We start from the raw sequence: 22,401 nt of genomic DNA, 5'->3' as shown, positions 1-22,401 counted from the left end.
ACCCCAAGGCCCGACAGCCGACACCAGGACCAGGCACGGGCGCGAGACCAGCCACGGGTCGGCCCGCGCCCCGGACCGTACGCCCTCGCCGCCACCGGGGCACGACGGACCCGGGCCCGGCACCGTACGGCGCCGGGCCCGGGGTGGCTCCGTCGTGGTCAGGCGCCGATCGAACGGCCGGGCGCGGTTCCGGCCGCCCCGGTGGCGACCGGGCCGGCGTCACCGCAGACCACGAGCAGCGCGGTCGTGTGGCCGAGCGCCTTGGCGTGGGCCTCGGCGGCCCGGACGGCCGTCCCGCCGTTGACCACCAGGACGACCACCTCCCGGTGCACCGGGCGGGTCAGCGCGACGTCCGCGTAGAACACGTCGCCGCCCTCGGCGAGCTGCGCCCAGTAGCGCTCCTCACCGAAGGAGAGTTCGTGCTGCTGCCACGGGTGCGCCTCGCCGACCGTCAGCACCAGGATGTCGCCCGGGTCGCGGCCGGCGTCCAGCAGTCGGTCGACCGCGGCGTCCGCGCGTTCCAGCGCCCGCGCCGGGGTGGCGGCGACGCGCTGGATCTCGACCTGCGGTTCGGCGCCGCCCGAACGGCGCTGCGCCGGCGAGGGCTTGGGGATCAGTCGTGGCGAACCGGAACGGTCGGCGCGCGGGGGTGCCGGGCGCGGCGGTGCCGGACGGGGGCCGGGCACCGGAACGGCGGCGACGGTGGTGGGTGCGGTGGAAGAAGCGCCGCCGTTGGCAGGCGCGCGGAGGGCTTGTGCGTCCGACTCGCGGGGGAAGGGAACGCCGGGGCCCGGGAGGCTCTCGTGAATCTCCGACTCCTCGGGGAAGACAGGCATACCCGGATATCTATCAAATGCCGCTCGAACACGCACGCGCACCCCACCCATTGGGCACCGCACACCCACCGCCCCACCCAGGCAATTCCAGACGGACCGTCAGAAACCGAGCGTCAACTGTTCGTCGGCGGAGCCTTCGACCGCACCCGCGACGTCCCGGACGCGCTTCAGGTGCCGCCACTTCGGCAGCGCGTCCAGGTATGCCCAGGAGAGCCGGTGATGCCCGGTGGGGCCGAACTCCTCCAGCGCGGCGCGGTGCACCGGGGACGGGTAGCCGGCGTTGTCCGCGAAGCCGTATTCCGGGCATTCCTCGCCGAGTTCGGCCATCAGCCCGTCGCGGTGGACCTTGGCGAGCACCGAGGCGGCGGAGACGCAGATGCAGGACTGGTCACCCTTGATCACCGTGCGCACCCGCCAGGGGCCGCCCAGGTAGTCGTGCTTGCCGTCCAGGATCACCGCGTCGGGCTCGACCGGCAGCGCCTCCAACGCGCGGACGGCGGCCAGCCGCAGCGCCGCCGTCATGCCGAGTTCGTCGCACTCCTGCGGCGAGGCATGGCCGAGCGCGTAGGCGGTGACCCAGTCGGCGAGGACCGGGGCGAGCGCGCGGCGGCGCAGTTCGGTGAGCAGCTTGGAGTCGGTCAGCCCCTCCGGAGCCTTGCGCAGGCCGGTGACGGCCGCGCCCACGGTGACCGGGCCGGCCCAGGCGCCGCGCCCGACCTCGTCCAGGCCGACGACGATCTTGGCGCCGGCCCGGCGGAGCGAGCGCTCGACGGAGTGCGTCGGCGGGACGATGGGCATCGCGAGTTCCGTTCGGCGGAGGGGCAGCCCGTTCAGCTGGGCAGCATCCAGCCTAAGCCCCGCCGCTCAGCCGCCCGGGCCGGCTGCCGACAGCCCCGCCCGCGGAGCCACAGCAGCGGCCGCACTCAGGCGCGGATCAGCGGGTACAGCACCTCGTCCAGCAGCCGGGCCCCGAAGTCCGGCCCCGTGTTCTCCCGGCCGCAGATCTTCACCTGGTAGAGCAGCATCGCCGGGACGACGTCCGCGACCAGCGCGGTGGCCGCGCCGGGCCGGACGTCGCCGCGGTCGGCGCCGCGGCGCAGGATCGCCAGGATGGTCTCCTTGGTCGGCTCGATCACCCGCTGGCCGATGAAGTCCTTGAACACCTCGGCCCGTTCATGGTCGATCTCGCCCATCAGCGTCTGGATCGCGGCGCCCGTCGGGGAGTTCATCGCGCCCATGAACACCTCGATGAGCTGCCGCAATTCGAGATCCGCGGACCCGAGGTCGGGGGTGTCGTAGGGGCGTGGGAGAGTGGCGTCCAGGGCGTCGATGACCAGTTCGTCCTTGGACGCCCAGCGCCGGTAGAGCGCGGCCTTCCCGGTCCGCGCCGCGCCGGCGACGCCTTCCATCGTCAGCCGCGCGTATCCGCCGGAGGTGAGCTGGTCGATCGTGGCCTCGAAGATCGCGTTCTCCAACTCCTTCCCCCGGCGCCGCACCGGCCGCGTGAGGGCCTCGCGGGCGACCCGCATCGGGCAGTGAGCCGCCGGCTCGGGCATCGCCCCCGGTCGCGCCGCGGGTGACGGGGGCGCGTCCGCCGCCGCAAGCGGTCGGGCGCCCGCCCGACCGGTCGCCCGGTCCGCCGTCAGACGCCGCACCAACCGATCCATCGCCACCATCCTTAGGGAACGCTTGCGTTCACAATCAGGCCCAGGATATCGTCCACATTAGTGAACGATCCCGTTCCTTCCTAGCCCGCGCCAGACCGTGGGCTCACGCCGGACCAGTCGGTCCGCAGCGTACGAAGCACGCAGCCAGGCACATAGCCAGCAGGGGGCACAATCGTGGCTATCTCCGACACGATCAGCAAGAACTCACCACCACAGAGCAGTCGGGGCCGGGGCAAGGGCATCACCCTGACCGTCATCGCGGCCACGCAGTTGATGGTGGTGCTCGACGCCACCATCGTGAACATCGCGTTGCCGCAGATCAGGGACGCACTGAACTTCTCGACCACCAACCTGTCGTGGGTCATCAACGCCTACACGCTGACCTTCGGCGGGCTGCTGCTGCTCGGCGGGCGCGCGGGCGACATCCTCGGCCGCCGCCGGGTGTTCATCTTCGGGACCCTGCTGTTCGGCTTCGCCTCCCTGCTGGGCGGCTTCGCCCAGGACGGCGGGATGCTGCTGGCCGCCCGCGCGCTCCAGGGCATCGGCGGCGCGATCTGCTCACCGACGGCATTCGCCCTGATCGCCACCAACTTCGAGGAAGGGCCGGAACGCAACAAGGCGTTCGGCGTCTTCTCGGCGGTGGCCGGGTCCGGTGCCGCGATCGGCCTGCTGGCCGGCGGTCTGCTCACCGAGTACCTGGACTGGCGCTGGGTCTTCTTCGTCAACGTGCCGATCGCGGCGCTGATCGCGCTCGCCGCACCGCGCTACATCGCCGAGTCCGAGCGCCACGCGGGCCGCTTCGACCTGCCGGGCGCACTCACCTCGACGCTCGGCCTGGTCGGCCTGGTCTACGGGTTCATCCGGGCCGCCTCGGACGGCTGGTCGGACAGCATCACGCTCGGTTCCTTCGCGGGCGGCGTGCTGCTGCTCGCCGCGTTCGTCGTGATCGAGAACCGCACCGACCAGCCGATCACCCCGCTGCACCTGCTCGCCAACCGCAACCGCACCGGCGGCCTGGTGATGATGCTCTGCCTGGCCGCGGCCATGTTCGGCATCTTCTTCTACATCACGCTCTTCGTGCAGGGCCCGCTCGGCTACAGCCCGCTGAAGGCCGGCGTGTCCTTCCTCCCGATCAGCGTGTCGATCATCATCGCCGCGCAGCTCGCCTCCAGCCTCCAGGCCAAGTACGGCCCGAAGCCGTTCATGGCGGGCGGCGCCCTGCTGGTCACCGTCGGCCTCACCTGGCTGACCCAGATGAGCAAGGACAGCGGCTACCTGGACGGGGTGCTCGGCCCCACGGTCATCTTCGGCTTCGGCATGGGCCTGATCTTCGTCCCGGTGATGCTGCTCGCGGTCGCGGGCGTCCCCGGCCAGGAGACCGGTGCCGCATCCGGCCTGCTGAACTCCATGCAGCAGATTGGCGGTTCGCTCGGCCTGTCGATCCTGACCACGGTCTTCGCGCACTACGCCACCGCCGAGGGCAAGCTCCAGCAGCCGAAGTTCCTCCAGTCGGCCACTCCGGACCAGCTGGCCTACCTCCAGCAGCACCACGAGTTCCCGAAGGGCACCGACGCCGCCAACTCGGTCCTCACCCAGGGGATTTCGCACGGCTTCATCGTGGGCGCCGTACTCGCCGGGCTGGCGCTGGTGGTCTCGGTCTTCGTGATCAAGGCCAAGGCCAGCGACCTGCCGAGCGGGGCCTCCGGCGTCGCGATGCACTGAGCCCGACCAGGCCGCACCGCACCACACCGGGCCGACCGGGAGCAGCACGCTCCCGGCCGGCCCGGCCGCGTTTCCCGGCCGCGTTTCCGGGCCGCGTTTCCGGGCCGCACACCAGCCCCGCCCCAAACGCACGCCCCCCGAGACAGGCGCAGGCGTCAGGGCCAGAGGTCCTGGTACCTCATCCCGGCCCGCTCGCAGGAGGTGCGCCCCTCCTCCAGCTGGTCCACCAGCGGCCGTTGCGCCAGGATCTCCCGGGCCCGGGCGGCGGAGGCGCTGGTCGCGTACCAGGGCTGTCCGGGGTGGTTCTCCAGCCCGGCGCGGATCAACTGCAACGCGCAGGTCCGCTGGGCGGCGGGGAGCCGGTCCAGGGCGGGGGCGGCGTCCGGCGAGAGGTCGCGGACGTTGCGCAGGTCGATCCGGGAGGTCCGCTCGAAGCGGGCGACGTTCTGCTCGGCGATGATCGCGTCCGGGCCCATCAGCCCGTACACCGCCGCCGTGAGCATGCCGCTGAGGACGACGACGCGGGGCAGCCAGCCCGCCGAGCGGGTCAGCCCGGCGGTGATCAGCAGCAGCAGGACGGCGCCGAGCCAGCCCTCGACCACCAGCACCCAGAGCCGCAGCCTGGTCAGTCCGGAGGCGTCGACGTAGAACCACATCCGGCCGAGCGCCGAGGCGACCACGACCAGGGCGAGCACGCAGAGCGCGCCGAGCAGGATCCGCGCCACCCGGCGGTCGGCGGGCGTGCTGCGCGGGGCCCAGCGCTTGGCGACCGCCACCACGACCAGGGTGAGCGCGGTGATCACGCTCAGCTGCCAGAAGCCCTGCCGGGCGTACTCGGAGCGGCTCATCCCGGTGTTGCGCAGGACGGCGTCGGCGCCACCGAGCACCACCAGGGCCTGGATCACCGCGAAGGCGCCGAACATCAGGTTGAGCGCGACCAGCGGCAGCGCCCACTCCAGCCGGCGGCGGGCCCGGCCCGGCCGGACGACCGTACGGTCCCAGCGGCGGGGCCCGGCCGCGATGTGGGCGAAGCCCAGGGCGGTGAACGCCCCCAGTGCGAACAGCACCGCGCGCAGCGGGAGCCCGCCGAGGTCGAGGCTGGGGCTGAGGCTGCCCAGCAGGTCCGCCATGGCGGCGTCCGCACCGGCGAACAGCAGGCCGAAGACGGTCAGCAGGACGGCGGCGACCGCGAGCGCCTTGAGCACCGGGACGATCCGGCCCCGGTGGGGCAGGCTCCGGCCGCGCAGCCCGTCCCTCAGCCAGAGCGCGCCGGGCGGCAGCTGCCAGAGGACGGCGGGCAGGGGGAGCAGGACGCCCGCCCAGCGGCGGCCGCCGTGCAGCGCGAGCGAGGCCAGGCCGAGCGCGCACCCGATGGACAGCGTCACCGGCCAGCCCGCCTCCCAGAGCGCCGGGACGGCGAGCAGGGCGACGGCGAGCAGGCTCCACACCACCGTCCAGGGCCGGATCCGGCGGCCCGCCGACCGGGCGGCGAGACCGGCCGCGGCAGCGGTGGCCCCGGCGCAGATCAGCAGGTTGACGCCCACCCCGTCGAACAGCAGCCAGGCCGCCAGCAGGCCGGTGAGCAGCGCCAGGAGGAGGACCCGGGGCGTGGCGGCCGCCCTGCGCTCGGGGTCGCTCGGGCGCAGCCACCCGTGGTGCGGCGGCACGGTTACGCCGGACCCCCAATGGGGGCCGGGCGGCGTCGCGGGTCCGGGCTCGGGTCGCAGGTCGGCCGGGGCGGGCGTGGACGGGCCGGACATGAGTCCCCCTCGGTGGTGGTCGGCGGGCATGCGGAAGCCGCCCTTGGGGCAGTCCGCCGTCGGGCGCGCTCGGCGCCGCGGCTGCAGCCGACTGTAGACCATTCTGAACAGGTTCAAAACTCAGTTCTGAACAAGTTCAGAAATCTCGGCCCGCCTTCCCGCCACCGCCCCCGCGGCCCTCCCCCAGCCCTCCCGCGCCTCTCCCGCAGCCTCCCCCCGCCTTCCCGCACCCCTCCCGCGGCCCATCCACCACCCCTCCGCTACCCCTTCACCGACCCCGCCAGCAAGCCCCGGACGAAGTACCGCTGCAAGCTGAAGAAGACGATCAGCGGGACGATGATCGACAGGAACGCCCCGGCCGTCAGCAGCTCCCACCGCCCGCCGAAGGACCCGGACAGCTGCGCCAGCCGGACCGTCATCGGCGCCACCTCCGGCGTGCCGCCCGCGAAGGTCAGCGCGACCAGCAGGTCGTTCCAGACCCACAGGAACTGGAAGATCGCGAACGAGGCCAGCGCCGGGGTGCACAGCGGCAGCACGATCGAACGGAAGATCTTGAAGTGCGAGGCCCCGTCCACCACCGCCGCCTCCATCAGGTCCCGCGGCAGCTGGGCGATGAAGTTGTGCAGCAGGAACACCGCCAGCGGCAGCGCGAACATGGTGTGCGCCAGCCACACCGGCGCGTAGCTGCCCTTCAGGTCCACCGCCGGGATCAACGTCAGCGACCCCAGGTGCGCACCGCCGGAGAAGAGCCGCAGCAGCGGGATCAGCGCCATCTGGATCGGCACCACCTGGAGCGCGAACACCCCGAAGAACACCGTGTCGCTCCCCCGGAACCGCACCCAGGCCAGCCCGTACGCCGCCATCGCCGCCAGCACCAGCGGGAACAGGGTGGCCGGGACGCTGATCGCCAGCGAGTTCACCAGGAACGGCATCAGCCCGGTGGAGACGCCGGAGCCGCCCTCGAACAGCACCGTGTGGTAGTTGCCCAGGCCCAGGTCCGGGTGGAGGAAGGCGTTCCACCAGCCGTTCGCCGTCACGTCCTGCTTGGGGCGCAGCGAGGTCACCAGCAGGCCCACCGTCGGGATCGTCCACAGGACGGTCACCGCGATCACGAAGACCGAGGCCAGCGGGCTGCTGAAGGCCTTCCGGACCGGGCTGCCGTGCGGCGCGCTCATCGCGCGGGCCGGCCTGTCGTGCGGTGCGCTCATCGGACCCCACGCTCCTTCCGCAGCTGGACGATGTTGTAGGCCACCAACGGCAGCACCGCGAGGAAGAGGATCACCGCGAGGACACTGCCCCGCCCGGTGTCGAACTGCACGAAGGACTGCGAGTACATCTCGTTGGCCAGCACCTGGGTGCCGAAGTTGCCGCCGGTCATGGTGCGGACGATGTCGAAGGCCTTCAGCGTGATGATCATGATGGTGGTCAGCACCACCACCACCGTGGTGCGGATCATCGGCACCGTGACGTACCAGAACAGCCGCACCCCCTGCGCGCCGTCCAGCCGGGCCGCCTCGGTGACCTCGTCGGGGATCGCCTTGATCGCCGCCGACAGCACCACCAGCGCGAAGCCCGTCTGCACCCAGACCATCACCGCCATCAGCAGGAAGGTGTTCAGCGGCTGCGAGAGCATCCAGTTCGGCGGGTCGTCCCAGCCCACCGCGATGGCGAGTTGGCTCAGCAGGCCGATCTGCGACTGGCCCGGTCCGCGCGACTCGTAGACGAACTTGAAGATGATCGAGGCGCCGACCAGCGAGATCGCCATCGGCATGAAGATCAGCGACTTGTACACCGCCTGGCCGCGCATCCGGTCCACCAGCAGCGCCAGCACCAGGCCCAGGCCGGTCGCCGCCAACGGCGCGACCACCAGCCAGAGCAGCGTGTTGACCAGCACCTTCTGCACCGAGTCGGTGGTGAACGCCCAGCCGAAGTTCTCGCCGCCGACGAACCCGCTGCCGTCGGCGTTCTGCAGGCTCAGATAGACCGTGCGGATCAGCGGCACGACCAGTCCCACCAGCAGCAGCACCGCGGCCGGGCCGAGGAACACCACCACCGACAGCGGGCGGGAGAGTCGGCCCCGGGCCCGGCCCGCGGCGAAGAAGACCAGCAGCAGGATGCCGAGGAAGCCCGCGACGGCGCCGAGGCTGTTGCCGAACTTGACCGCCGCGTCACCCCAGGAGCCGGTGGCGAGCGCGGTGGCCGGTGAAGGGGTTCCGGGTACGGACATGACGGTGCGTCCCTCCTGTTCTGGTGGGAAGGGGCGGGCGGTGCGGGTGGGTGGCCCCGCACCGCCCTCGACAGGTGGTCCTGAACGGCGCCCGGCCGGGCCCGGCACGAGTCCGGCTCGGCGCCCACCACGGCCAGGCGCCCACTGCGGCCGAGTACCCACCACGGCCAGGCGCCCACTGGGGGCGTGCGCCTCGTACGGGCGGGCGGCTACTGCGGCCAGGCGGCGTCGATGTCGGCGGCGGTCTTCTGGATCGACTGCCCCTCGGCGAACCAGGCGGTCAGCGACTTCCACTCCTGCCCGGAACCGATGGCGGCCGGCATCAGGTCGGAGCCGTCGAAGCGGAAGGTCGCCGCCGGGTCGGTCAGCGCGTCCGCCGACAGCCGGTCGATCGGGTCGGTGTACAGGCTCTTGTCCACGCCCTGGTTGGCCGAGACCCAGCCCGTCGCGGTCTTCACCCGGCTGCTCGCCCAGTCCGAGCTGGACAGGTAGTTCTGCACCGCCTGCACCTCGGGCCGGCCGGAGAAGGCGGCCAGGAACTCGCCGCCGCCCTCGACCGGGTTGGGGATCGCCGGGTTCACCGCGGGCAGGTGGAAGGCGAACACGTCGCCGTCCGGGCCGACCTTGGTGCCCTTGGGCCACTGCGCCTCGTAGAACGACGCCTGCTGGAGCATGGCGCACTTGCCGGTGAGGACCGGCGCGCCCGCGTCCTGGAAGGTGGTGGTGGCGATCGACTTGACGTCGCCGTAACCGCCGTTGACCCAGGCCGGGTTCTGCATCCAGCCGGCGACGGTCTTCATCGCCGTGGTGATCTTCTCGTCGGAGAACTTCACCTGGTGGCCGACCCACTGGTCGTACACGTCACCGCCGTACGTGCCGAGCACCACCTCCTCCAGCCAGTCGGTGGCCGGCCAGCCGGTGGCCGTGCCCGAGGCGATGCCGCCGCACCAGGGCTTGGCGCCACCGGACTTGGCGATCCGGTCGCTGAGCGCCATCAGGTCCGCCCAGGTCTTCGGCACCTCGTAGCCGCCCGCCTTGAAGGCCTTCGGCGAGTACCAGACCAGCGACTTCATGTTGGCGCTCATCGGCGCCGCGTAGAAGGTGCCGTTGACCGAGCCGTAGGTCTTCCAGATCGGACTCCACCGGTCCTCGTTGGTGACCGTCTGGGCGGGCGGCTTGACCACCTTGCCGCTCTTCACCATCTGCGCCAGCAGGCCCGGCTGCGGGATGATCGCGAAGTCCGGGGCGTTGCCGCCGGCCACCCGGACCGGCAGCTGGGACTCGAAGTCGTTCGAGCCCTCGTAACTGATCTTGATGCCGGTGCACTTGGCGAACTCGGCCCAGGACTTCTCCAGGTTGTCCGACTCCGGACTGAGGATCGAGGCGAACATCGTCACCGTGGTGCCCGAATGCCCGGCGTACGGCTGGTACTTGGCACAGTCGCCGGACAGCGACGGGACCGCCGCGTCACCCCCGCCGCCCGAACCGCCGGAGCTGTTGGAACAGGCCGCGGTCAGGGCCAGCGCCGCGAGCAGGGCGGGTACGACGGCCAAGCGGCGGCCGGAACCGCGATGACCGGAACTCCTGGACGGCGCGGTCGGGTTGAGGGTCAATGCGGTCCTCCTCGCCAGGGCGTGCTGCCGACGGTGGGCTGAACAACATCGCGCTGTACCGGAGACGGGCGTGCAGAGATCGCGAGCGGGCGACGGACGAACCGATCCGATGACGTTAACGCAGCCGCCAGCCGCCGCCAAGGTCCACGTCGACCTTCATCCGTCGACACCCCGACCGAGAGCTCCGCCCCCGCTCGACTGCACGACGGCCCCGCCCGGAAACCCGGACGGGGCCAAGCATCTTGACCGACTGTCAGTACGGCCGGACCGGCAGCACCTCGATCGCCGTAGTGGCGATCACCTCGGCGGCCTCCTGAGCCGGGAAGGGGCAGCCGTGCTCGCCGTACGGGTAGCTCAGGCGCGCCCGGTCGCCCCCGGCCGGGCGGCCGTCCGGCCCGCGCGCCGCCGAACCCGCCGGTTCACGCCAGCACCCCCTCGACAGCCCGCCGGACGGCCTGAGGATCCAGTCCGTGATCGACGATCACCCGGGCGCCGAAGCCGTCCCCCTCCCGGAGGACCCCCAGCAGCAGGTGCCCGACCGCGATCTGACCGGACTTGAGCCGCAGCGATTCGCGCAGCGACAGCTCCAGCGCCTTCTTCGCCCGGGCACTGAACGGACTCCGGCCCGCCCTCGAATCCAACCTGAACCAGCCCCGCCGCTTCGGCTCCTCCTCGGCCGGCGCGTCCAGCGCGCCCTCACCGAAGGCTGATTCGACCGCGGCCCGAACGGCGTCCAGGTCCACTCCGATCGAGGCCAGCGCCTGCGTGTCGTCCCCCGGCCCGAGCAGCCGGACCACTGCCCGCCGGGCGGCCCCGTGGTCCAGCCCCAGCCCGATCAGGACGCCGGCGGCCGGGTCGTCCGGCCGGGCCAGGATCGCCAGCAGCAGGTGCTCCGTCCCGATGCGGTCGTGCCGCAGCTCCCCGGCCTCCTGCTGGGCCGCAGCCACCACCTGCCGCGCCGGGTCGGTGAAACGCTCGAACATCGTTCAGCCTCCGTCCTGGTCCTTGCCGGGCCCGCGCCGGGCGTACTTCTTGTGCACCGCCTGCCTGGTGACCCCGAGGCAAACCGCGATGTCCTGCCAGGACCAGCCCCGCGACCGGGCGTTGCCCACCTGCAGGCCTTCCAGGCGGTCCGCCAGGTCGCGCAGCGCGCGGACCGCCCGGAGCCCGACCGCGGGGTCACGGCTGCTCGCCGCGGCCGCGAGTTCTCCGCTCTCACTCATGGCGTCAACTGTGGTTGACAGTTGCGGCGATGTCAACCCTGGTTGACATCAGTGGTCGCCGAACCGCTCCGCCAGCACCTCCTCGAAGGTCCCCCGGCCCACCTTCCGCTCCGGGGTGAGGTTCCCGCCCGCCCGCAGCGCCCGCCCCGAGGCCCCCGGCACCCGCACCGGCAGCAGCACCCGCCGCCGACCCGACGCCCGCAGGTAGGCCTCGGCCAGCTCCCGGTACGGCCGCACCCGCGGCCCGCCCACCTCCGGCGCGTACCCGGCCGGCCCCTCCCCCACCAGCTCCGCCACCCGCACGGCCACCTCCCGCACGTCCACCGGCTGGACCCACGCCCCGCCCGGCACCGGGAACACCGGCAGCCGCGCCGACACGTCGAAGATCCTCAGCAACAGGTCGTGGAACTGCGTCGCCCGCAGCACCGTCCACCCCAGCCCCGACTCCCGCACCACCCGCTCACAGGCGAGCTTCGCCCGGTAGTACGGGATCGGCACCCGGTCGACCCCGACGATCGACACGTACAGCAGGTGCCGCGCCCCCGCCCTCCCGGCCTCCGCCACCAGCGTCCGGACCGCGGCCACGTCCTTCCGCCCCACCGTGGTCGCGCAGTCCACCACCACCTCGACCCCCGCCACCGCCCCGGCGACCCCCTCCCCGGTCACCAGGTCCCCGACCACCCACTCGACCCCCGCGCCCCCGCTCCGCACCCGCCGGCTCAACCCCCGCACCGCCACCCCGCGCGCGACCAGCAGCCGCACCACCTCCCGCCCCAGAACCCCCGTCGCCCCGGTCACCAGCACCGTCCCCATCACCACACCACTCCTCCCGCCGAACGCCGTCACCCCTACCGACCGCCCACCGCCCCCATCCGTGACATCGGCGTCCGCGAAGTGCCCGGACAAACGAGAAGAGGCGGGGCGAGGACGTGAAGTCCTCGCCCCGCCTCAGCGGTGGCTCACCCGCGCGGGGTCAGTACCGGCGGTCAGCTGCAGCCGCTGGTGGAGCCGCAGCCCTCGCAGAGGTAGCAGCTGCCGGCGCGGCGCATCTTGGTGCCGCAGGAGAAGCAGAGCGGGGCGTCGGCGTTGAGGCCGAGCTGGATCTCGATCAGCTCCGTGGAGTTGTGGGCCTGCGCCGGGGAGGCCTTGGGGGCCTTGGGCGCCTCGACGGCGGGGGCCGGGGTGGCGACCACCGGCGCCGACTGGGCGAGCGACTCGGTGTCGAGCTCCTCGGCCTCCAGCGGCTCGTAGGAGCCCGTGTCCAGGTGGCGCTGGCGCTCCTCGACGGAGTGGATGCCGAGCGCCGAACGGGTCTCGAACGGCAGGAAGTCGAGCGCCAGGCGGCGGAAGATGTAGTCGACGATCGACTGCGCCATCCGCACGTCCGGGTCGTCGGTCAGACCGGCCGGCTCGAAGCGCATGTTGGTGAACTTCGAGACGTAGGTCTCCAGCGGCACGCCGTACTGCAGGCCGACCGAGACGGCGATGGAGAAGGCGTCCATCATGCCCGCGAGGGTCGAGCCCTGCTTGGACATCTTGAGGAAGACCTCGCCGAGGCCGTCGTCCGGGTAGGAGTTGGCGGTCATGTAGCCCTCGGCGCCACCGACCGTGAAGGAGGTGGTGATGCCCGGGCGGCCCTTGGGCAGGCGCTTGCGGACCGGGCGGTACTCGACGACCTTCTCGACCGCGGCGGCCGGGGCCTCCTCGGCCTTGGCCTCGGAGTCCTTCTTCTTGGCCGAGAGCGGCTGGCCGACCTTCGAGTTTTCGCGGTAGATGGCGAGCGCCTTGACGCCCATCTTCCACGCCTCGAAGTAGATCTCCTCGATGTCCTCGATGGTCGCGGAGGCCGGCATGTTCACGGTCTTGGAGATCGCACCGGAGATCCAGGGCTGGATCGCGGCCATCATCCGGACGTGGCCCATGGCCGAGATGACCCGCTCGCCCATCGCGCAGTCGAAGACCTCGTAGTGCTCGGCCTTGAGGCCCGGGGCGTCCACCACGTTGCCGTGCTCGGCGATGTGGGCGACGACCGCCTCGATCTGCTCGTCCTGGTAGCCGAGGCGCTTGAGGGCGCGCGGCACGGTGCCGTTGACGATCTGCATCGAGCCGCCGCCGACGAGCTTCTTGAACTTGACGAGCGCCAGGTCCGGCTCGACGCCGGTGGTGTCGCAGTCCATCATCAGGCCGATGGTGCCGGTGGGGGCGAGCACCGAGGCCTGGGCGTTGCGGAAACCGTTCTGCGCGCCGATCCGCAGGACGTCCTGCCAGGTGTCGTTGGCCACGGCCCAGACCGGGGCGTCCAGGTCGTCGAGCGAGACGGCGGCGAGCGAGGCGTCCGCGTGCTGCTTCATGACCAGCTGGTGCGGGGCGGCGTTGCGGGCGTAGCCGTCGTACGGGCCGACGACGCCGGCGAGTTCGGCGCCGCGGCGGTAGGCGGTGCCGGTCATCAGCGAGGTGATGGCGCCGGCCAGGGCGCGGCCGCCCTCGCTGTCGTAGGCGTGGCCGGTGGCCATCAGCAGGGCGCCGAGGTTGGCGTAACCGACGCCGAGCTGGCGGTAGGCGCGGGTGGTCTCGCCGATCTTCTCGGTGGGGAAGTCGGCGAAGCAGATGGAGATGTCCATCGCGGTGATGACCAGCTCGACGACCTTGGCGAAGGTCTCCGCGTCGAAGGAGTCGTCATCGCGCAGGAACTTCATCAGGTTCAGCGAGGCGAGGTTGCAGCTGGAGTTGTCCAGGTGCATGTACTCGGAGCAGGGGTTGGACGCGTTGATGCGGCCGGACTCCGGGCAGGTGTGCCAGTGGTTGATGGTGGAGTCGTACTGGATTCCGGGGTCGGCGCAGGCCCAGGCGGCCTCGGCCATCTTGCGGAACAGCTTCTTGGCGTCGACGGTCTCGATGACCTCGCCGGTCATCCGGGCGCGCAGGCCGAATTCGGTGCCGTTCTCGACGGCGGTCATGAATTCGTCGGAGACGCGGACGGAGTTGTTGGCGTTCTGGTACTGGACGGAGGTGATGTCGTCGCCGCCGAGGTCCATGTCGAAGCCGGCGTCGCGCAGGGCGCGGATCTTCTCCTCCTCCTTCACCTTGGTCTCGATGAAGGCCTCGACGTCGGGGTGGTCGACGTCGAGCACGACCATCTTCGCCGCGCGGCGGGTGGCGCCGCCGGACTTGATGGTGCCGGCGGAGGCGTCGGCGCCGCGCATGAAGGAGACCGGGCCGGAGGCGTTGCCGCCGGAGGACAGCAGTTCCTTCGAGGAGCGGATGCGGGAGAGGTTGAGGCCGGCGCCGGAGCCGCCCTTGAAGATCATGCCCTCTTCCTTGTACCAGTCGAGGATCGACTCCATGGAGTCGTCGACGGACAGGATGAAGCAGGCGCTGACCTGCTGGGGCTGCTTGGTGCCGACGTTGAACCAGACCGGCGAGTTGAAGCTGAACACCTGGTGGAGGAGGGCGTGCGTCAGCTCGTGCTCGAAGATCTCGGCGTCGTCCTTGGTGGCGAAGTAGCCGTGCTTCTCGCCGGCGGCGCGGTAGGTGAGCACCACGCGGTCGATGATCTGCTTGAGGCTCCACTCGCGCTGGGGAGTGCCGACGGCGCCGCGGAAGTACTTGGACGTGACGATGTTGACGGCGTTGACCGACCAGAAGTCGGGGAACTCGACGCCGCGCTGCTCGAAGTTGATGGACCCGTCGCGCCAGTTGGTCATGACGACGTCGCGGCGCTCCCAGCGCACCTCGTCGTACGGGTGCACGCCAGGAGTGGTGTAGATGCGCCCGATCCGCAGACCGCCCTTGGGCGCCTTGCCGCCGCCCTTGGCCGTGGTCTTGTCGGACTTCGACCCGCGTGCGGAACCGCTCGTGGTGTCTGTCACTTCTTCCTCCTCCTGGGCAAACGCCCGAGGTGCCCCGAAAAGTCCGGGCACCGCTGGTTCGTTCTTCCGGTGTGCGGGCAGGCGGAGACCTCGCCTGCTTGCGCACGGTTTGTTGTGTTCTGTGCCCTTTTTTCGGGCATGCGTGGGCCCCGTGGGACCCGTGGTGCAGCAAGGCCCGCCAGGGGGCCGGGTGCCGGCGCCTCCTAGGGCGCGGCGGCGGCGACGGGCACGCAGGTGCCGTCCGCCTCGGGGACGGGCCGTTCGGCGCGGAGTTCCGCGATGGCGGCCTCGAAGTCTTCCAGTCCGTCGTACGCCTGGTACACGCTGGCGAAGCGCAGGAAGGCGACCACGTCGAGCTCCTTGAGCGGGCCGAGTATGGCCAGCCCGACGTCGTGGGTGGTCAGCTCGGCGTTGCCGGTGGCGCGCACGCACTCCTCGACCCGCTGGCCGAGCTGGGCGAGGGCGTCCTCGGTGACCGGGCGGCCCTGACAGGCCTTGCGGACGCCGGTGATGACCTTCTCCCGGGAGAAGGGTTCGGTGACCCCGCTGCGCTTGATGACCATCAGCGCGGCCGTCTCCACGGTGGTGAAGCGGCGGCCGCAGTCCGGGCACTGCCGACGACGGCGGATCGAGCTGCCGTCCTCATTGGTCCGGCTGTCGACAACACGGCTGTCGGAGTGCCGGCAGAAGGGGCAGTGCACCTGAGGATCCCTCCCTGGCAGGACGTGCGGACCTGTTGAGTCTATGCGATGCGACCCCGGCCTCGGCAAGCTGATCATGCGCCGCAACCACTAGTACTGGGCACGGAGAGGACTGTAGCCACTAGATGTAGGTCTCCGGGGGAAGCGCCACCCCTGGCGTGTCGGCACCGATTAGACTGCCGAAGTCGAGATCCGCTCGAACATTTACTCGATGCACAACCTCGATGTACAGCAAAGCCTTGATCGAGTCAGCCAACTCTCGAATAATTCACTCGAACGTGTGTTTGGCGCAACCTTTCGATAGGAGGGGCGTTGGGCTGGAAAAGGGGAGAGGACAGCCGTCGAGAGGGGCCGCCGTGAACACCATCGAAAGCAACACCATCCCGGTGCAGGAACACTCCCAGTTCAAGGTGGGGCAGCGCACCACGAATCAGCAGAGCGTGGACATCAGCATGGACCGTAGCGAAGACCAGCGCCTCTCCGGCCCGGCCCTTTCCAGCACGGGCCGCGTTCCCGACCAGCCGATCGAACACTCCCCCGCGCTCGATGACGCCCACCAGGCGCCCACCCGCGCGCTGCCCGGCCGCCCCCCCGGCATCCGCACCGACGAGGCCGGTCTCACCGAGCGCCAGCGCCGCGTGATCGAGGTCATCCGGGACTCCGTCCAGCGCCGCGGCTACCCGCCGTCCATGCGCGAGATCGGCCAGGCCGTCGGCCTGTCCAGCACCTCCTCGGTCGCCCACCAGCTGATGGCCCTGGAGCGCAAGGGCTTCCTGCGCCGCGACCCGCACCGCCCGCGCGCCTACGAGGTCCGCGGCGTCGAGGTGGCCCGCCCGAACACCGCCGAGACGGCCGGCCGGCCGTCCACCTCGTACGTGCCGCTGGTCGGCCGGATCGCCGCCGGCGGCCCGATCCTGGCCGAGCAGACGGTCGAGGACGTCTTCCCGCTGCCCCGCCAGCTGGTCGGCGAGGGCGAGCTGTTCGCGCTCACCGTGCGCGGCGACTCGATGATCGAGGCGGCCATCTGCGACGGCGACTGGGTCACCGTGCGCCGGCAGCCGGTCGCCGAGAACGGCGACATCGTGGCCGCGATGATCGACGGCGAGGCCACGGTCAAGCGGCTCAAGCGCGAGGACGGCCGGATCTGGCTGATGCCGCACAACCCGGCGTACGAGCCGATCAACGGCGACAACGCCACCATCCTGGGCAAGGTGGTCGCGGTCCTGCGCCGCCTCTGACGCCTCGCGCGCACCCAGCGGGAAGGGGCTCCACCGCGCGGTCGCGGGGAGCCCCTCCGGCGTCTCCGGGGCTTCCGGGCCCCGCCTCGGCCCCGGGGGCGGGCTGGACGGAACCCCGGATCACCGCACCGCTCAGCCCCGCTTCACCACCGGCTTGACCGGCGGCGCCGAGGCGTCGATCGCCGCCAGCGAGCGGCGCACCTGGTTGCGGTCCGTGGTGTACCAGAACTCCGGCATCGAGGAGCGGAAGAAGCTCCCGTACCGCTTGGTCTCCACCCGCGGGTCGAGCACCGCGACCACGCCCCGGTCCTCGGCCGCGCGCACCAGCCGGCCGGCGCCCTGCGCCATCAGCAGCGCCGCATGCGTCGCCGCGACGGCCATGAAGCCGTTCCCGCCACGCTGTTCGACGTCCTTCTGGCGGGCGCTCATCAGCGGGTCGTCCGGCCGGGGGAACGGGATGCGGTCCATCACGACCAGCTGGCAGGCCGAGCCGGGCACGTCCACGCCCTGCCAGAGCGAGAGCGTGCCGAACAGGCAGGTGGACGCGTCCGAGGCGAACTCCCGGATCAACTCGCCCAGGGTGTCCTCCCCCTGGAGCAGGATCCGGTTGTCCAGCCGCTCCCGCAGCGCCTCGGCGGCCGTCTGGGCGCCGCGCATCGAGGAGAACAGGCCCAGCGTGCGCCCGCCGGCCGCGCCGATCAGCTCCGCCAACTCGTCCAGCATGTCCGGCCGTTCGGGATCGCGGCCGGGATCTGCGAGGTGCCGGGCGACGTACAGGATGCCCTGCTTGGGGTACTTGAACGGCGAGCCGACGTCGATGCCGCGCCAGTGCGGCACCGCGTCCTCGCCGAACCCGGAACCGGCCGAAGGATTGTCCCCGGGGGTGCGCTGGTCCGGCAGCCGGGAGTCCGAGGGCAGGCCGACGGAGGCGGCGACGCCGTTGAAGTCCCCGCCGAGCTTGAGGGTGGCCGAGGTGAGCACCACCGAGCGCTCCTTGTAGAGGCCCTCGCGCAGCAGCCCGGAGACGCTGAGCGGCGCGACCCGCAGCGAGCCGGTGCCCATGCCGAAGCGGTCGCTGCGCTCGATCCAGACCACGTCGTACTCGGAGTCCTCCAGCAGCCGCTCGGCGGTCTCGTGCAGCGACTCGGCGGAGGCCATCGCCTGCTTGCGGACGGCGTCCTCGTCGCTGAGCCCCTTGTCGCGGGTCTCGCCGAGCGAGCTGATCACCTGGCGGGCGGCGTCCCGGATCGAGGTGACCGCGTACGCCAGGTACTCGGGCAGTTCCTCGACCCGGCCGGGCTGGGCGGTCTCCATCAGGCCGTGGTAGTTCTCGGCGGCGGCCTGCAAGGCGTCCACGGCCTTCTCGTTGGCGAGCCGGGCGGCGCGCTTGACCGCCCGGTTGACCGCGCCGACGGTCAGTTCGGCGGTGGCCGCGCCGGTGACCCGGTTGACCAGCTCGTGCGCCTCGTCGACGATCAGCAGCCCGTGCTCGGGCAGCACCGGCGCGCCCTCGATCGCGTCGATCGCGAGCATCGCGTGGTTGGTGACCACGACGTCGGCCAGCTTGGCCCGCTCCCGGGCCTTCTCGGCGAAGCACTCCTGCCCGTACGCGCAGCGGGTGGCGCCCAGGCACTCCTTGGAGGTGACCGCCAGCTGGGCCCAGGCCTTGTCGGAGACGCCGGGGCTGAGGTCGTCCCGGTCCCCGGTGTCGGTCTCGTCGGCCCACTCGCGCAGCCGCAGCACGTCCTGCCCGAGCTTGCTGGCGGGCCCGCCGAGCGCCTCGGCCGCGTCGAACAGGCCCTCGCCCTCGTCGCTCGGGGTGCCCTCGTTGGCCCGGTGCAGGCACAGGTAGTTGGAGCGGCCCTTGAGCATCGCGAACAGCGGGCGGCGGCGCAGCACCGGGTGCAGCGCCTCGACCGTGCGCGGCAAGTCCCGTTCGACGAGCTGGCGTTGCAGCGCCAGGGTGGCGGTGGCGACCACCACGCGGTCCCCGTGGGCGAGCGCGGGCACCAGGTAGGCGAGGGACTTCCCGGTGCCGGTGCCGGCCTGGACGAGCAGGTGCTCGGCGTTGTCGACGGCGTCGGCGACGGCCTCGGCCATCCGGACCTGACCGGGGCGCTCGACGCCGCCGACGGCCGCCACCGCGGCGTGCAGCAGGTCGGGGATGCGGGAGCGCGGGACGGCGACGGCTTCCTCGACGTCGGCGGCGGCGCCGCCGTCCTCGCCAGGGAGCTCGGTCTCGCCGGGGAGCTGGGTTTCGGAGTCGTTCGTCATGACCCTCCCAGCCTACGGGGCGGGGGTGACAATCCGGCTCCGTCGCCCGGGAAGATCCGCCTCCAGGGTCACCAGGGCGTTGGGGACGGTCCCGTACCGGGCGGCGTGCGGGCGGTGCGGGCGGTCCTGGTAGCCGTCGAGCAGCAACCGGTTGCGGTTGAGGCAGAGCCGGTCGATCCGCGGCCGGAACAGGTCGAACAGCTCGAAGCGCTCGCCCAGGCCGGGGAAGCGGTCCTGGTAGCGGCGGATCTCGGCCCGCAGCAGGGCCCAGAACTCGGCCTCGGGCAGCCCGGTCTGCGCCTCCAGCAGCGGGGCGAGGTAGCGCAGGACGCCGATGAACAGCCCGGAGTGGAGGAACTGGCAGAGCCCCTGAGGGCCGTCCCGCAGCAGGACGTCGTCGACCTCGGCGGGCAGGTCGCGCAGTTCGGGCAGGTCCTGGTCGCTGAGGTTGACGTCGTCGACGAAGTCCTTGACCGCGAGCCTGGTCGGCGCGTCGTGCTCGTCGAAGACGACGATGGCGTTCTCGCCGTGCGGGGAGAAGACCAGCCCGTACCGGTAGAGGAAGTGCAGCAGCGGCGGCAGCACCGCGCCGAACAGCCGGCCGGTCCAGGCGGCGGGAGTGAGCCCGGAGCGGGCGATCAGTTCGGCGGCGAGCGCCCGGCCGTCGGAGCCGGTCTGCAGCAGGGCGGCCAGGGTGCGGGCGCGTTCGCCGCCGGCCAGGAAGGGGCCGAGGGGTTCGCGCCAGATCGCGCCGAGGAGTTCCTTGTACTGGTAGGGCGCCTCGGGCAGCTCTCGGTAGAGCGGGTGGTCGACGGTGACGGAGGCGATCTCGCCGAGCAGGATCACCCGGCACTCGTCGCGCAGGTACGGGTCGGCGTCGCGCAGACCGTGGATCCAGGCGGTGACGGCGGGCGCGGCGAGGGTGCGTTCGGTGGGCAGGCCGCGCCAGACCAGGGTGTTGAGGACGGACAGCGGCAGTTTGACGGTGCAGCGCTCGGGGTGGGCGGTGTTGAAGAAGGAGCGGATGGACTGCTGGGGCAGCCGTGGGTCGCCGTCGGAGGGCAGCGGGACGATCTCGCCGGAGGCGATCCAGGGTGCGAACAGCGGGACGATCGTCTCGTCCCACTGCCAGGGGTGGACGGGCAGCAGCAGGTAGTCGTCGGCGGCCGGGCCGAGGGCGGCGCGCAGCGCGTCCGGGTCGTCGAGTTCGCGGGCGTACAGCTGCTCGGGCCGCTCCAGGCCGGGCACGCCGCGGTACTCGGCGAGCCGGCGGTGGACGGCGATCCAGGGCAGCGGGCGCGGGGTGCGGGCCTCCGGGGCCCAGCGGGCGGCGTCGGTGGCGGAGAAGCCGATCCGGCCCTTGTTGGGGACGATCCAGGGGTGGCCGTCCTGGCGGCCCTCCAGGGCGGGGTGGTCGAGGTCGGCGAGTTCGGCGGCGGTGAGCGCGGTGGCGAGCTGGTGCGCGTCGGCGGTCAGGGTGGCGGTGAGTTCGCGGATCAGGTGGCCGGTGGTCTCGCCGCGCAGGCCGAGGGCGTGCCGGGCGTGCGGGAGGAAGCGCAGCGGGTCGAGGCCGTCCGGGTCGGAGCAGCGGACCGACTCCGGGTCGACCCGCCAGCTTCCGTACGCGCCGCGGCGGGCGGTGAAGCGGTACTCGGCCTCGGGCAGCCAGAGCAGGTACTCGCCGTCGGCGGCGGCGCGGACGGGCGTGAGCAGTTCCTCGTAGGCGAACTCGCCGAGCATCTTGGCCAGCAGGGCGCGCCCGGCCCGCCGCCAGTGCCCGGCGGTCAGGTGCGGGGGCAGGTACAACGGCGGTTCAGCGGCCGACGGTTGCGGCACGGGTCAGCTCCTGGGGACGGGGGACGGTGGGGGTGCTCTCGGTGGGGGTGCCCTCGGCGGCAGCGGCGGCAGCGGCGGCAGCGGCGGCAGCGGCGGCGCCCGCGGCGGGGGCGGTCCCGGGCGGCGCGAAGCCGGTCCAGGCGGTGCGGGCGGGCAGCCGGTGGACGGTCCGACCGGTGACGGCGTTGAGGATCACGGCGGCCCGGTGGGCGCCGAGTCCCAGGTCGGGGGCGCCGACGCCGTGGGTGTGCAGTTCGGCGTTCTGGACGTAGAGGCCGCCGGTGAGTTCGGGCCGGGTGGCGACCCGGTGGTCGAGGTCGACCCGGTAGCGCCCGCCCCGGTCCCAGTCGATCAGCCGGGCGAGCGGTTCGAGCGCGGCCGGCCGGGCGGCCCGGTAGCCGGTGGCGAGCACCACGGCGTCGGTGCGCAGGACGTGTTCGGCGCCGGAGTCGCCGTGCCGGCAGTGCAGTTCGAGGCCGCCGCAGGGGCCGGGGCGGGCTTCGGTGACGGCGGTGCCGGGGGTGATGTCGACCGGGGCGGTGTCGATCGGGCGGCCGATGGTGCGTTCGTAGAGGTGGTCGTGGATCTCGGCGAGGGTTTCGGCGCTGGCGGCCTTGTGGAGTTGCCACTGGGCGGCGACCAGGGTGTCCCGGACGGGTTCGGGCAGGCTGTGGAAGTAGCGGGTGTAGTCGGGGGTGAAGTGCTCCAGGCCGAGCTTGGAGTACTCCATCGGCGCGAGCGCCCTGGTCCGGGTGAGCCAGCGCAGCCGGACGCCGTCGCCGTCGTGGCGGCGGAGCAGGTCGAGGAAGACCTCGGCGCCGGACTGCCCGCTGCCGACCACGGTGATGTCCCGGGCGCCGACGAGGTCGCCGCGGCGGTCCAGGTAGTCGGCGGAGTGGAAGGCGCGCGGGTGACCGTCGAGGGCGGTGAAGGCCTCGGGCAGGACGGGCCGGGTGCCGACGCCGAGGGCGAGGTTGCGGGCGTGCACCTCGGTCCGCCGCCCGGTCGCGGTGTCGGTCAGCTCGGCCCGGAAGTGCGGGGCTTCCCAGTGCAGGGCGGTGACCTCGGTGCCGAAGTGGCAGTTGGCGAGCCGTTCGGCGGCCCACCGGCAGTAGTGGTCGTACTCGCGGCGGGGCAGTTGGAAGCGCTCGGCGAAGTAGAACGGGAAGAGCCGGTCCTGGTCGCGCAGGTAGTTGAGGAAGGACCACGGGTTGGTCGGGTCGACGAGGGAGACCAGGTCGGCGAGGAACGGCACCTGCATCCGGGCCCCGTCCACCAGCATGCCGGGGTGCCAGCGGAACTCCGGGCGCTGGTCGCAGAAGAGCGTGCGCAGGCCGGGGACGGGCGCGGCGAGCGCGGCGAGCGAGAGGTTGAAGGGGCCGATGCCGACGCCGAGCAGGTCGTACGGCGGCTGGGGTGCTGGGGTGTCCACGGG

General features: G+C 72.2%; 17 protein-coding genes. 2 read left to right on the top strand and 15 right to left on the bottom strand.

Annotated elements, in window-relative coordinates:
• Window positions 1-158: 158 nt before the first annotated feature.
• The 3 genes from ACIP37_RS27595 to ACIP37_RS27585 all read right to left on the bottom strand — a co-directional run bounded on the left by ACIP37_RS27595 (window position 159) and on the right by ACIP37_RS27585 (window position 2,311).
• On the bottom strand, window positions 159-836 hold the full coding sequence (locus ACIP37_RS27595) for a hypothetical protein (RefSeq protein WP_363584532.1): 678 nt from the start codon (window positions 834-836) through the stop codon (window positions 159-161).
• Between the two features lie 99 nt (window positions 837-935).
• The gene (locus ACIP37_RS27590; RefSeq protein ID WP_363584534.1) at window positions 936-1,634 is read right to left on the bottom strand and encodes a ribonuclease HII; all 699 of its coding nucleotides are present in this window, start codon (window positions 1,632-1,634) and stop codon (window positions 936-938) included.
• 125 nt (window positions 1,635-1,759) lie between these two features.
• Window positions 1,760-2,311 (bottom strand): TetR/AcrR family transcriptional regulator, encoded by a 552-nt coding sequence (locus ACIP37_RS27585; protein ID WP_363584536.1) that lies wholly within the window; start codon window positions 2,309-2,311, stop codon window positions 1,760-1,762.
• Between the two features lie 366 nt (window positions 2,312-2,677).
• Here ACIP37_RS27585 and ACIP37_RS27580 point away from each other — a divergent pair, with 366 nt between their 5' ends.
• Window positions 2,678-4,225, top strand: coding sequence for an MFS transporter (locus tag ACIP37_RS27580; protein WP_400808539.1), 1,548 nt, complete (start codon window positions 2,678-2,680; stop codon window positions 4,223-4,225).
• Between the two features lie 155 nt (window positions 4,226-4,380).
• On the opposite strand, the gene ACIP37_RS27575 is transcribed toward ACIP37_RS27580, so the two are convergent.
• The 9 genes from ACIP37_RS27575 to nrdR form a co-directional block, all read right to left on the bottom strand.
• Window positions 4,381-5,892 carry a DUF4153 domain-containing protein gene (locus ACIP37_RS27575; protein WP_400808542.1) on the bottom strand — a complete coding sequence of 504 codons (1,512 nt, stop codon included), beginning with the start codon at window positions 5,890-5,892 and terminating at the stop codon, window positions 4,381-4,383.
• 353 nt (window positions 5,893-6,245) lie between these two features.
• Window positions 6,246-7,193 (bottom strand): carbohydrate ABC transporter permease, encoded by a 948-nt coding sequence (locus ACIP37_RS27570; RefSeq protein WP_350880131.1) that lies wholly within the window; start codon window positions 7,191-7,193, stop codon window positions 6,246-6,248.
• Complete coding sequence (locus ACIP37_RS27565) at window positions 7,190-8,212, bottom strand: carbohydrate ABC transporter permease (protein ID WP_400844653.1); 1,023 nt, start codon at window positions 8,210-8,212, stop codon at window positions 7,190-7,192. The genes ACIP37_RS27570 and ACIP37_RS27565 overlap by 4 nt, the downstream gene beginning before the upstream one ends.
• A 209-nt stretch (window positions 8,213-8,421) precedes the next feature.
• Window positions 8,422-9,825 (bottom strand): ABC transporter substrate-binding protein, encoded by a 1,404-nt coding sequence (locus tag ACIP37_RS27560; protein WP_363623216.1) that lies wholly within the window; start codon window positions 9,823-9,825, stop codon window positions 8,422-8,424.
• A gap of 419 nt (window positions 9,826-10,244) precedes the next feature.
• Window positions 10,245-10,808 (bottom strand): Clp protease N-terminal domain-containing protein, encoded by a 564-nt coding sequence (locus ACIP37_RS27555; protein WP_363584546.1) that lies wholly within the window; start codon window positions 10,806-10,808, stop codon window positions 10,245-10,247.
• A 3-nt stretch (window positions 10,809-10,811) separates the two neighbouring features.
• Window positions 10,812-11,048 (bottom strand): RNA polymerase subunit sigma-70, encoded by a 237-nt coding sequence (locus tag ACIP37_RS27550; protein ID WP_363584548.1) that lies wholly within the window; start codon window positions 11,046-11,048, stop codon window positions 10,812-10,814.
• A gap of 48 nt (window positions 11,049-11,096) precedes the next feature.
• Window positions 11,097-11,861 (bottom strand): SDR family oxidoreductase, encoded by a 765-nt coding sequence (locus ACIP37_RS27545; RefSeq protein ID WP_400808548.1) that lies wholly within the window; start codon window positions 11,859-11,861, stop codon window positions 11,097-11,099.
• 173 nt (window positions 11,862-12,034) lie between these two features.
• Window positions 12,035-14,917: a vitamin B12-dependent ribonucleotide reductase gene (locus ACIP37_RS27540; RefSeq protein WP_400808551.1), complete on the bottom strand. Its 2,883-nt coding sequence runs from the start codon at window positions 14,915-14,917 to the stop codon at window positions 12,035-12,037.
• A 203-nt stretch (window positions 14,918-15,120) separates the two neighbouring features.
• A complete protein-coding gene (gene nrdR, locus ACIP37_RS27535) occupies window positions 15,121-15,618 on the bottom strand; it encodes a transcriptional regulator NrdR (RefSeq protein WP_063349343.1) in 498 nt (165 codons plus the stop codon).
• 452 nt (window positions 15,619-16,070) lie between these two features.
• Between nrdR and lexA the strand changes: the two genes are divergently transcribed.
• Window positions 16,071-16,856, top strand: a complete 786-nt coding sequence (lexA, locus tag ACIP37_RS27530) for a transcriptional repressor LexA (RefSeq protein WP_371522837.1) — start codon at window positions 16,071-16,073, stop codon at window positions 16,854-16,856.
• Between the two features lie 132 nt (window positions 16,857-16,988).
• On the opposite strand, the gene ACIP37_RS27525 is transcribed toward lexA, so the two are convergent.
• Genes ACIP37_RS27525 through ACIP37_RS27515 form a run of 3 tightly spaced genes read right to left on the bottom strand, consistent with a single transcriptional unit; the run spans window position 16,989 to window position 22,398 of the window.
• Window positions 16,989-19,130, bottom strand: a complete 2,142-nt coding sequence (locus ACIP37_RS27525) for an ATP-dependent DNA helicase (protein WP_363630347.1) — start codon at window positions 19,128-19,130, stop codon at window positions 16,989-16,991.
• Window positions 19,131-19,142: 12 nt separating this feature from the next.
• Window positions 19,143-20,966 carry an IucA/IucC family protein gene (locus ACIP37_RS27520; RefSeq protein WP_400335081.1) on the bottom strand — a complete coding sequence of 608 codons (1,824 nt, stop codon included), beginning with the start codon at window positions 20,964-20,966 and terminating at the stop codon, window positions 19,143-19,145.
• The gene (locus ACIP37_RS27515) at window positions 20,944-22,398 is read right to left on the bottom strand and encodes a lysine N(6)-hydroxylase/L-ornithine N(5)-oxygenase family protein (RefSeq protein ID WP_400808556.1); all 1,455 of its coding nucleotides are present in this window, start codon (window positions 22,396-22,398) and stop codon (window positions 20,944-20,946) included. The genes ACIP37_RS27520 and ACIP37_RS27515 overlap by 23 nt, the downstream gene beginning before the upstream one ends.
• Between the last annotated feature and the right edge of the window lie 3 nt (window positions 22,399-22,401).

The organism is Kitasatospora sp. NPDC088861 (assembly GCF_044750105.1).
Taxonomy (GTDB): Bacteria; Actinomycetota; Actinomycetes; order Streptomycetales; family Streptomycetaceae; genus Kitasatospora.
The sequence above is the reverse complement of the archived record's forward strand: the minus strand, read 5'-3'. Positions and strand labels throughout refer to the sequence as shown.